16 protein-coding genes and 2 pseudogenes are annotated in these 9,123 nt (G+C 72.7%); 13 read left to right on the top strand and 5 right to left on the bottom strand.

Translation table 11 applies throughout. The features are described from left to right. Positions 1-2 precede the first annotated feature (2 nt). From U6N30_RS03795 to U6N30_RS03785, 3 genes are read left to right on the top strand one after another with little or no spacing between them, the layout of a single operon-like run. Complete coding sequence (locus U6N30_RS03795; RefSeq protein ID WP_324276197.1) at positions 3-845, top strand: MFS transporter; 843 nt, start codon at positions 3-5, stop codon at positions 843-845. 14 nt (positions 846-859) lie between these two features. Continuing rightward, complete coding sequence (locus U6N30_RS03790) at positions 860-1,198, top strand: MFS transporter (RefSeq protein ID WP_324276196.1); 339 nt, start codon at positions 860-862, stop codon at positions 1,196-1,198. Between the two features lie 18 nt (positions 1,199-1,216). Beyond that, a complete protein-coding gene (locus tag U6N30_RS03785) occupies positions 1,217-2,428 on the top strand; it encodes an IS110 family RNA-guided transposase (protein ID WP_324276018.1) in 1,212 nt (403 codons plus the stop codon). Between the two features lie 458 nt (positions 2,429-2,886). Here U6N30_RS03785 and U6N30_RS03780 read toward each other — a convergent pair whose 3' ends face one another. The 5 genes and pseudogenes from U6N30_RS03780 to U6N30_RS03760 form a co-directional block, all read right to left on the bottom strand. Beyond that, on the bottom strand, positions 2,887-3,111 hold the full coding sequence (locus U6N30_RS03780; RefSeq protein WP_324278649.1) for a hypothetical protein: 225 nt from the start codon (positions 3,109-3,111) through the stop codon (positions 2,887-2,889). A 44-nt stretch (positions 3,112-3,155) separates the two neighbouring features. Then, positions 3,156-3,518 carry a maleylpyruvate isomerase mycothiol-dependent enzyme family protein gene (locus U6N30_RS03775; protein WP_324278648.1) on the bottom strand — a complete coding sequence of 121 codons (363 nt, stop codon included), beginning with the start codon at positions 3,516-3,518 and terminating at the stop codon, positions 3,156-3,158. A 59-nt stretch (positions 3,519-3,577) separates the two neighbouring features. Next, a pseudogene (locus tag U6N30_RS03770) lies at positions 3,578-3,862 on the bottom strand (maleylpyruvate isomerase N-terminal domain-containing protein); the annotation flags it as partial. Positions 3,863-3,902: 40 nt separating this feature from the next. Further along, the gene (locus tag U6N30_RS03765; RefSeq protein WP_324276195.1) at positions 3,903-4,145 is read right to left on the bottom strand and encodes a PspC domain-containing protein; all 243 of its coding nucleotides are present in this window, start codon (positions 4,143-4,145) and stop codon (positions 3,903-3,905) included. A 259-nt stretch (positions 4,146-4,404) separates the two neighbouring features. Continuing rightward, positions 4,405-4,857 carry a nuclear transport factor 2 family protein gene (locus U6N30_RS03760; RefSeq protein ID WP_324276194.1) on the bottom strand — a complete coding sequence of 151 codons (453 nt, stop codon included), beginning with the start codon at positions 4,855-4,857 and terminating at the stop codon, positions 4,405-4,407. Positions 4,858-5,030: 173 nt separating this feature from the next. Here U6N30_RS03760 and U6N30_RS03755 point away from each other — a divergent pair, with 173 nt between their 5' ends. The 10 genes and pseudogenes from U6N30_RS03755 (at position 5,031) to U6N30_RS03710 (ending at position 8,973) form a co-directional block, all read left to right on the top strand. After that, a complete protein-coding gene (locus U6N30_RS03755) occupies positions 5,031-5,267 on the top strand; it encodes a hypothetical protein (RefSeq protein WP_324276193.1) in 237 nt (78 codons plus the stop codon). 160 nt (positions 5,268-5,427) lie between these two features. After that, positions 5,428-5,598, top strand: a pseudogene (locus tag U6N30_RS03750) (ATP-binding cassette domain-containing protein); the annotation flags it as partial. A gap of 83 nt (positions 5,599-5,681) precedes the next feature. Further along, on the top strand, positions 5,682-5,870 hold the full coding sequence (locus U6N30_RS03745; protein ID WP_324276192.1) for a P-loop NTPase family protein: 189 nt from the start codon (positions 5,682-5,684) through the stop codon (positions 5,868-5,870). Beyond that, entirely contained in the window at positions 5,855-6,370 is a 516-nt protein-coding gene (locus U6N30_RS03740) for an ATP-binding cassette domain-containing protein (RefSeq protein ID WP_324276191.1), read from the top strand. Before U6N30_RS03745 ends, U6N30_RS03740 begins: the two co-directional genes overlap by 16 nt. Continuing rightward, positions 6,360-7,265, top strand: a complete 906-nt coding sequence (locus tag U6N30_RS03735; protein ID WP_324276190.1) for an ABC transporter permease — start codon at positions 6,360-6,362, stop codon at positions 7,263-7,265. Before U6N30_RS03740 ends, U6N30_RS03735 begins: the two co-directional genes overlap by 11 nt. After that, a complete protein-coding gene (locus tag U6N30_RS03730; protein WP_324276189.1) occupies positions 7,262-7,402 on the top strand; it encodes a hypothetical protein in 141 nt (46 codons plus the stop codon). The genes U6N30_RS03735 and U6N30_RS03730 overlap by 4 nt, the downstream gene beginning before the upstream one ends. Next, positions 7,399-8,019, top strand: coding sequence for an ABC transporter ATP-binding protein (locus U6N30_RS03725; protein WP_324276188.1), 621 nt, complete (start codon positions 7,399-7,401; stop codon positions 8,017-8,019). The genes U6N30_RS03730 and U6N30_RS03725 overlap by 4 nt, the downstream gene beginning before the upstream one ends. 5 nt (positions 8,020-8,024) lie before the next feature. Beyond that, on the top strand, positions 8,025-8,204 hold the full coding sequence (locus U6N30_RS03720) for a hypothetical protein (protein WP_324276187.1): 180 nt from the start codon (positions 8,025-8,027) through the stop codon (positions 8,202-8,204). Continuing rightward, on the top strand, positions 8,201-8,758 hold the full coding sequence (locus U6N30_RS03715) for an ABC transporter permease (protein ID WP_324276186.1): 558 nt from the start codon (positions 8,201-8,203) through the stop codon (positions 8,756-8,758). The genes U6N30_RS03720 and U6N30_RS03715 overlap by 4 nt, the downstream gene beginning before the upstream one ends. Next, on the top strand, positions 8,719-8,973 hold the full coding sequence (locus U6N30_RS03710; RefSeq protein WP_324276185.1) for a hypothetical protein: 255 nt from the start codon (positions 8,719-8,721) through the stop codon (positions 8,971-8,973). The genes U6N30_RS03715 and U6N30_RS03710 overlap by 40 nt, the downstream gene beginning before the upstream one ends. Positions 8,974-9,123: the final 150 nt, after the last annotated feature.

Below are 9,123 nucleotides of genomic sequence, written 5' to 3'. Positions count from 1 at the left end.
ACATGCCCCGCGAGGTCGGGGTGCTGGCCGTCATCGCGTTCGTGGTGGCCCTCGGCTTCGGCATCGTGGCGCCGGCCATCCCCATCTTCGCCCGCAATTTCGGGGTGGGGACGACGGCTGTCGGGCTGGCCGTCAGCGCGTTCGCCTTCTTCCGGTTCGTCTCCGCCTTCAGCGGCGGCACCATGGTCGAGCGGTTCGGTGAGCGGGTGGTGCTCACCACCGGTCTGGTGATCGTCGCCGTCACCACGGGCCTCGCCGGTCTCGCCGGCTCCTTCCCGGTGTTCCTCGCGCTGCGGGCCGCGGGCGGCGTGGGTAGCGCCATGTTCACCGTGGCGGCGCTCTCCCTGCTGCTCCGCGTGGCCCCGCCGACGCATCGGGGCCGGGCCGCGGCGACCTGGCAGGGCGGGTTCATCCTGGGCGGCATCGCCGGGCCGGCGGCGGGCGGGCTGCTGGCCACGCTGTCACCCCGGCTGCCGTTCTTCCTCTACGCCGGCTTCCTCCTCGTCGCCGGAGCGGTCGGCCTCCTGCTGCTCCGGACGGCCCCGTCGGCCACCGATCCGGGCGAGACCCCGGTGCAGTCGGGCCCCGATCTGGACGCCGGGCCGGTGTCGTTGCGCACAGCGCTGCGGTCGCGGGTCTACATCGCGGCGCTGATCGCCAACCTCGGTGTGGGCTGGGTGCTGTTCGGCGTCCGCAACTCCCTCGTGCCGCTGTACGTGACCGAGGAACTCGGTCGCACGGTCGCCTGGGCCGGCGCGGGGCTGCTGGCCGGGTCCCTCGCCCAGGCGGTCGCGCTGCTCGGGTCCGGCCGGCTGGTGGACGGCTGGGGGCGGCGCCCTCGCTGATCCTCGGCTCCGCGGTGGCGACGGGATCCATGCTGATCCTCGTGCTCCCGCCGGCGATCGGGGCGTTCCTCTTCTCCATGGCGCTGTTCGGGCTGGGCGCGTCGCTGCTCGCCAGCGCCCCGGCCGCGCTGGTCGCCGACGTCAGCCCCGCGAGGGGCGGTCGCGTGGTCGCGGTGTTCCAGATGTCGGCCGACCTCGGCGCCATCGCCGGTCCGTTGATCGCCGGCTGGCTCACCGACGTGGCGTCCTTCCAGGTCGCGTTCGCCGTCAGCGCCGCCGTACTGGGTGCGAGCCTGCTGAGCGCGCTGGCGATGCGGCCGGACAAGCGCGCCGCGACGCGACCGACGGCCTGACCACCGCGGTCAGACCGTATGACCCGACGGTTCCGTGAGGAGCGGTTGCGGGTCGGGGCCCCACTCACACAGATTCGTGGGTTGCCGGACAGAGAGCCCCTGCCCGGCCTATCCGACATGTGTGGGGAGGCCCCGATGGGTGCAGAGCGTACGAGCGTTGGGCTGGATGTGCATGCACGATCGGTTTCCGCGGCGGCGATTGACGGTGTCACCGGCGAGTTGATCAAGCAGCGGCTGGTGCCTGATCCGCGCGTGGTCCTAGATTGGGTGCACGATCTGCCGGCGCCGGCGGCGGTGACCTACGAGGCCGGGCCGACCGGCTTCGGGCTGGCCCGGGCACTGGCAGCTGCCGGGATCCGCTGCGAGGTGGCCGCGCCGTCGAAGATCAACCGCCCGCCCGGGGATCGGATCAAGACCGACGCCCGGGACGCGGTGCTGCTGGCCAGGCTGCTGCGCCTGGACGACATCGTCGCCGTCCGGGTGCCCACCGTGGCCCAGGAATCGGCCCGGGATCTGGTTCGGGCCCGCGAGGACGCCCGCGGTGACCTGATGAGGGTGCGGCATCGGCTCTCCAAGCTGCTACTGCGGCACGGCCACGTCTACTCCGGCGGCGCGGCCTGGACCGGCAAGCACGAGCAGTGGCTACGGCAGATCCGCTTCGACGGGCCGGGGCGGGCGGGCACCCAGGCCGCCTACGCCGCCGACCTGGAAGCACTGACGCTGACGGTGGCCCGCCGTGATCGGCTGGACGAGCAGATCACCGCGCTGGCCGCCGACAGCGAGTTCACCCCGGTGACCTGGCGGTTGTGCTGCCTGCGCGGCATCTCCACCCTGACCGGCTTCTCCCTGGCCGTGGAGATCGGCGACTGGTCGCGGTTCACCGGCGCCAGCATCGGCGCCTACCTCGGCCTGATCCCCTCCGAACATTCCTCGGGCAACTCCCGACGCCAGGGCGCGATCACCAAGACCGGCAACAGCCACGTCCGACGGCTGCTGGTCGAAGCCGCCTGGCACCACCAGCCCGCCTACCGGATCGGGCCGACCATGCGCGCCCGCTGGGACCAGGCAACTCCGGCTGCCCGGGTTCGCGGGCACGCCGGCAATCAGCGTCTGCACGATCGCTGGGTCCAGCTGAGCAGCCGCAATAAGAAGCACACCGTGGCCTGCGTCGCGATTGCCCGCGAACTGGCCGGCTGGTGCTGGTCGCTGGCCACTCTTCCCGACGCCTGACCGGCTCGCTCCCGCCCGGGCCACCCTGCTGGCGCCGTCCTCGCCGTGGTCAAGGCCATGCCCTCCGGGTGGCCTCCGGCCAGCCTTGACCCCGGCTGCGGGCGACACCGAACAGCAACCCGGGGCGCGAGCAAGCCGAGGGAGCCGCCACCCCATCACAGACCTGGCTCGAGCACCGGGCAGCAACGGAAGCAGCGCGAGGGGCCCGACCGGCGGAAGGACTGTGAGCCACCACGTCGACCCGACACAGGCACGACGTCGTGACGCTCGACCTCAGACACGCCGAGGCGCCCCAGCCGAACGCCGTACTGCGGTATCCAACCCGCGCATATCAGTCTCGACCGCGCGTCGCACGACACGCCAACTCCGTCGATGCCTCGCACGAGCCAGCACAGAAGAGGCGCCGCCAGAGCAGCCAGCCCTGGCGGCGCCTCGACCTGCCACTTGACAGACCGACCTCACATATCAGTCCTCGTCCGCCGCTGCCCTGCGTTCCGCCCCGGTCTCCCCGCGTAGCCGCCGTCCTGACCGGATGACCGGCCGACGAACGTCCCGGACTCGCCGGTCCCCGTGGTGGCTCCGGCGTCCGGCTGGTCGCTCTTCTCGCCGCCGGTGGCCCGCGACAGCGCCTGGGCGTCGTCCCGGTCGACGTCGTCCTCGCCCGGGCGGGGGTCGGTGCTCATGGCACGAGTGTCGCGGAGATCCCCGCGTTCGAGGAGGCGTCCGGCTACCGCGCCGGCACGAATCGACCCGAACCCGGCCCGTGCAGCCTCCCGGCCGGGACCCTGCGGCCGCAGACGAGCAGGAGCAGGTCCTGGGCCCGGCCGTGGACGGGTGCTCCGCTGCCGTAGGACCAGTCGATGTCCTCGGCGTGCAACTGCACCCCGTCCAGGTCGACGCCGAAGAACGCGACCTGCTTGGGGCGGAGGCCGCCGAGCACCATGCCGATCCGTTCCGGAGAGACGCCGTCCTCGCGCCCCAGGGGCGTGGACACGTCGAGGCCGTGGATGACGTCGTGCGACAGCGCGCCGAGGGGACCACCACCGGGCGGGGACCACGGGTGCCCGACGTTGTCGCGCAGCGACTCCACAGCTGCGCGCTGGAGAACTGGCGGGCGTCGATGCGGGCGCGGCGGTCGGCCATCCGGTCGAAGCTGCCGCGCGCCTTGCCCAGTTCCCAGACGACCCTCGGGAGTGAGTAGCGGAAGGGCATCGTGACGTGCGCCAGCACCTCCCGCACCCGCCAGCCGGCGCACAGGCTGGGGCTGCCCCACTCCTCCTCGGTGAGCGAGGCGTACAGCTCCACCTGCGCGCGCCGCTCGGCCACCACCGCGGCGCGGATGTCGGTCTCCGTCACGTCGTCCTCCTCGGGCGCCTCGACGGGCGCTGCGCACGGGCTTCCCGACGAAGGACTCTGCGACCACCGGTTGGTCATCGGTCCCGCTCCTGGTTCTCGGGTCGGCCGGTTGCGACGGTCAGCCGGCCGGAGGCGTCGTCCGGGCGCCGGAGAGCCGGGCGTGGAGACGGCCGACCAGGTGCTCGAGCGGGCTCGGCTGCTCACCGGGGGCCAGCGGTCCGGACGGCATCAGGACCCAGAGCAGCAGGTAGATGGCGATGCCGGCACCGCCGGCGAGCGTGAGTCCGACGAACCCGACCCGCCACAGCACGGGGTCGATGCCGCTGTACTCGGCGAGGCCGCCGGAGACGCCGCCGATCATGCGGTCGGTGCCGCTGCGGCGCAGCTGCGGTCGGACGGGGGTGGCTGCTCCCCGGCGGGCTGGGCGGGAGACGGGGTGGGCGGTACGGCGTTGGTCATGGCGCAAGCCTGCCGACCGGGCCGGGCCGCCGACCATCAGGTGACCCCGGATCCGACCCTGGTTCCCGGGTCAGGGTGTGAGCCCGTCGTCAGACAGCCGTGCTCTCATCTCCTCATGCCTCAGGCCGATCTCACCGAGGGACATCACGTCGAGCGGCACCTCACCGCAGCGGCAGCGGGGTCGTGTCGCCGTCCTCCCGGGGGCCGTGGATCGCGCGGTCGGCGGCCTCGATCCGCACGTCGTTGATGCTTGCCTCGCGCCGCCGCATCAGCCCGTCGGCGGAGAACTCCCAGTTCTCGTTGCCGTAGGAGCGCCACGTCCGGCCCTCGGTGTCGTGCCACTCGTACTGGAAGCGCACGGCGATGCGGTCGTCGGTGAACGCCCACAGCTCCTTGCGCAGCGCGTAGTCCAGTTCCCGCTCCCACTTGCGGGTCAGGAACGCGACCACGTCGTCGCGGCCTCGCAGGAACTCGTCCCGGTTCCGCCAGACGGTGTCCTCCGTGTAGGCCTGGGCGACCCGGACGGGATCGCGGGTGTTCCAGCCGTCCTCGGCCGCCTGCACCTTCTGCCGTGCGGTCTCGACGGTGAACGGCGGGAGCGGCGGTCGCGACACGGGGCCTCCTGGAGGGGCGGACCGACCATCGGGCGCCCGACCCCACCCTGCCCGGACGACAGGGACCGCGCAGCGCCGGCTTGTGGGAGGGATGGTGCCGAACTCCACATCCGACGGCCGAGTCTTCAAGGAGTCGTCACCTGCTGGACACCCCCGATGTCCATGCTGTCGACATGACGGCAAGCCTCTTCGTGACCGCCCTGAGCGTCGGGCCCTTCGGACGCGACATCCGCCCGGAGGACTGCGGCTCGGCCCGCGTGGGGAACGTGGTGCACGCCGTCGCCAAACCGGTGGTCGACGGGCTCGAGGCCTCGGTCTGCGGGCTGCTCGTCCGGGCCGCCGCGGCCGAGGACTGGCCGGCCACGCCCGACGTCGACCGGTGCGAGGAGTGCGCCCGCATCGCCGGGTGACCCTGGTCGGCCCGCCTCCCGGGCGGCACCCTGCCCTCCCCTGGAGGGGACCCGGACATCACGCCCTGGTACGACGACACGCGACCGCCGCGGCCCTAGCCTCGCTCCGGACAGCAGGACGACGAACGGCCGAGCCCAGGGAGATCCGTTGAGCGACCAGGTGGCGCCGCCGACGGGCGGATCCCTGATCACGACCGAGGGCCTGACGAAGCGGTTCGGAACCGTCACCGCCGTGGACGGTCTCAGCGTCGACGTCTCGCCGGGCGTCGTCGGCCTGGTCGGCGCGAACGGCGCGGGCAAGTCGACGCTGCTGAAGATGTTCCTGGGCCTGCTGACCCCTCGTCGGGCCGCGCGAGCGTCCTGGGTCTCGACGTCACGACCGACGGGGAGCGCATCCGCGAGCGGGTCGGCTACATGCCCGAGCACGACTGCCTCCCGCCGGACATGTCGGCGACCGAGTTCGTCGTGCAGATGGCCCGGCTGTCCGGGTTGCCTCGGACGGCGGCGCGGGAACGGACCGCCGACACGCTGCGGCACGTCGGCCTGTACGAGGAGCGGTACCGCCCCATGGGGGCTACTCCACCGGGATGCGCCAGCGGGTGAAGCTGGCGCAGGCCCTGGCCCACGACCCGAGGCTCGTGCTGCTGGACGAGCCGACCAACGGCCTGGACCCGGCCGGGCGGGACGAGATGCTCGGGCTCATCCGCCGCATCGGCACCGAGTTCGGCATCTCGGTGCTCGTCACCTCGCACCTGCTGGGCGAGCTGGAGCGCGTGTGCGACTCCGTCGTCGTCATCGACGGCGGACGGCTGCTGCGGTCGTCCTCGACGGCCGACATGACCGCCGTCAGCTCGGTGGTCGTGGTCGAGGTGGACGCCGCGGAGGACGACCTCGCCGTCCGGTTGCGCGCGGCCGGGCTGACCGTGGGCCGGGTGGGCCGGCTGCTCGAGGTCGAACTGCACGACGACGGCACGTACGACCTCGTCCGCGACGGGGCCGCCGACCTCGGGATCGGACTGGTGCGGATGGAGCGACGCCGGCACCGGATGGCCGAGCTGTTCGCCACCCGCACCGACGAGGAGGGCGATCTCCGTGTCGGTTGAGGGAGCCGCCGGGGGCCGCCCGGAGCACGGGGTCATCCACGACATCGGCTACCGGCACTACGACGGGCCGCGGCTGGGCCGCAGCTACGTCCAGCGTTCCCTCTTCGCCGAGAGCCTCAAGGGGTCCTACGGGCTCGGCCGGGCCGCGCGCACCAAGGTCATGCCGATGCTGCTGCTCGCCGCCATGTGCGTGCCCACGCTGATCATCGTCGTGGTCGCCTCGGTGACCGGAGGTGCCGAGCTGCCCGTGGGCTACACCGCCTACCTGACCCAGCTGCAGGTGGTGATCGCGGTCTACGTCGCCGCCCAGGCACCCGCGAGCGTGTCCCGCGACCTGCGCTTCGGCATAGTGCCGCTGTACTTCTCACGCCCGATGCGGCGGGTCGACTACGTGCGGGCGAAGTACGCCGCCTCGGCGACGGCGGTGTTCGTGCTGCTGGCCGCGCCGCTGACCATCCTGTTCGCCGGCGCGCTGCTCGCCGAGATGCCGCTGGGCGAGCACCTGCCCGACTACCTCCGCTCGCTGGTGGGTGCCGCGCTGCTGGCCGTGGTGCTCGCCGGCATCGGGCTGGTGATCGCCGCGTTCACCCCGCGCAGAGGTCTCGGGATCGCGGCCATCGTCTCGGTCCTGCTCGTGCTCGCCGGCGTCCAGACCGCGGCGCAGGCCATCGCCGTCGAGGAGGGCGCGGGCACCGTGGCCGGTTACCTCGGGCTACTGTCCCCCTTCTCCCTGGTGGACGGCGTCTCGACGGAGCTGTTCGGCACCGACACGGTGCTGTGGGCGGGCCCGCCGGGCACCGTCGGGACGGCGGTCTTCGTCGCCGTCACCGTGCTGCTCGTGGCCGCCTGCTACGGCCTCCTGCTCCGTCGCTACCGGCGGGTGACCGGCTCATGAGCACGCTGGAGATCAGCCAGGTGTCGCGCTGGTTCGCCAACGTGGTCGCGGTCAACGACGTCACGATGACGATCGGCCCGGGGTCACCGGGCTGCTCGGCCCCAACGGTGCCGGCAAGTCGACCCTCATCCACATGATGGGCGGCCTGCTGCCTCCGTCGACCGGTTCGGTGACGCTGGACGGCGAGGTCATCTGGCGCAACGAGCAGATCTACCGCCGCATCGGCCTGGTCCCCGAGCGGGAGGCCATGTACGACGTCGTCACCGGGTGGGAGTTCGTGCTCGCCAACGCCCGGCTGCACCGGCTGCCCGATCCGGAGGCCGCGGCGCACCGGGCGCTGGAGACGGTGGAGATGACGGGCGCGCAGGGCCGCGGCATCGCCACGTACTCCAAGGGCATGAAGCAGCGGATCAAGATGGCCACCGCCCTGGTGCACGACCCGCCGGTGCTCCTGCTCGACGAGCCGTTCAACGGCATGGACCCCCGGCAGCGGCTGCAGCTGATGGACCTCCTCGTGGAGATGGGCCGGCGGGGGCGGACGGTGCTGTTCAGCTCGCACATCCTCGAGGAGGTCGAGCAGATCGCCACCAACATCCAGGTGATGGTGGCGGGGCGGCACGCGGCGTCCGGGGACTTCCGGGAGATCCGGCGGCTCATGACCGAGCGGCCACACCAGTACACGATCCGGTCGGACGACGACCGGGCCCTGGCGGCGGCGATCATGGCGGAGGGAGCGTGTCCGGGGTGCGGTTGACGTCCATGGAACGCGGCACCGGGACGCACGACGGGTCCGGCGCGCTGCACGTCCAGGCCACGGACTTCGCGGCGTTCGTCCGGACCCTGCCGTCGCTAGCGCGGCGGAACGGGATCCGGCTCTACGAGGTGAGCCCGGCGGACGAGTCGCTGGAGAGCGTGTTCAGCTACCTGGTGTCGCGATGAACGGGGTCACGGGCAGCGGGGTCACGGGCAGCGGGGTCACGGGGAGCGGGGTGATCGCCCGGCTGACCGCCCGGAGCCTGCTCGGCCGCCGGCGGGCGCTGCTCCTGCTCCTCCTGCCGGCCGTGCTGCTCGCGTTCTCCGCCCTGGCCCGGGCGCTGGCCGGGTCGGACGAGCAGTTGGTCGTCTCGCTGCTCGGCGGGTTCGCGCTGGGCACGCTGGTGCCCCTGCTCGGGTTGATCGCCGGCACGGGCGCGATCGGACCGGAGATCGACGACGGCTCGATCGTCTACCTGCTGACCAAGCCGCTGAACCGGCATTCGATCGTGGTCACCAAGTTCGCCGTCGCGGTCGCCGTCTTGACGGCGCTGGGGGCGCTGCCGACCTTCCTCGCGGGACTGGTGCTGACCGGCACCACCAGCGACCTCGCCGTCGCCTACGCCGTCGGTGCGGGGTGGCGGGCATCGCGTACTGCGCGCTGTTCCTGCTGCTGGCGGTCGTCACCCGCAACGCCGTCGTGGTCGGGCTGCTGTACGCCCTGGTCTGGGAGGCGCTGATCGGGCAGTTCGTGCCCGGCGCGCAAGCGCTCAGCATCCAGCAGTGGTCCCTGGCGATCACCGAGCGGATCATCGGAGCGCCGGCGGAGCAGCTCGGCGCGACGTCGGCGGTCGGCCTCGGGGCCGCGGTGGCCCTGCTGCTGATCGTCACCGTCGGCGCCACCTGGTACGCCGGCCGGCGGCTGCGCACCATCCGGCTGACCAGCGAGATGTAGCGCGCCGGGCCGGGTGACGACCGCCGCCGGGTCCGCTCGGGGCAGCCCCTCCCCCACCGCCGGCGCATGACGGCTTCGTGGATCTGCACGTGCGCCGGCGTCCTCGTCCGTGGCGCCCCTCTAGCCTCGGAGGGATGCCCCCACGCCGGA

Source organism: Blastococcus brunescens (assembly GCF_035320885.1).
In the GTDB taxonomy this organism is placed as follows: Bacteria; Actinomycetota; Actinomycetes; order Mycobacteriales; family Geodermatophilaceae; genus Blastococcus_B; species Blastococcus_B brunescens.
This window is presented reverse-complemented; position numbering and strand designations above follow the sequence as displayed.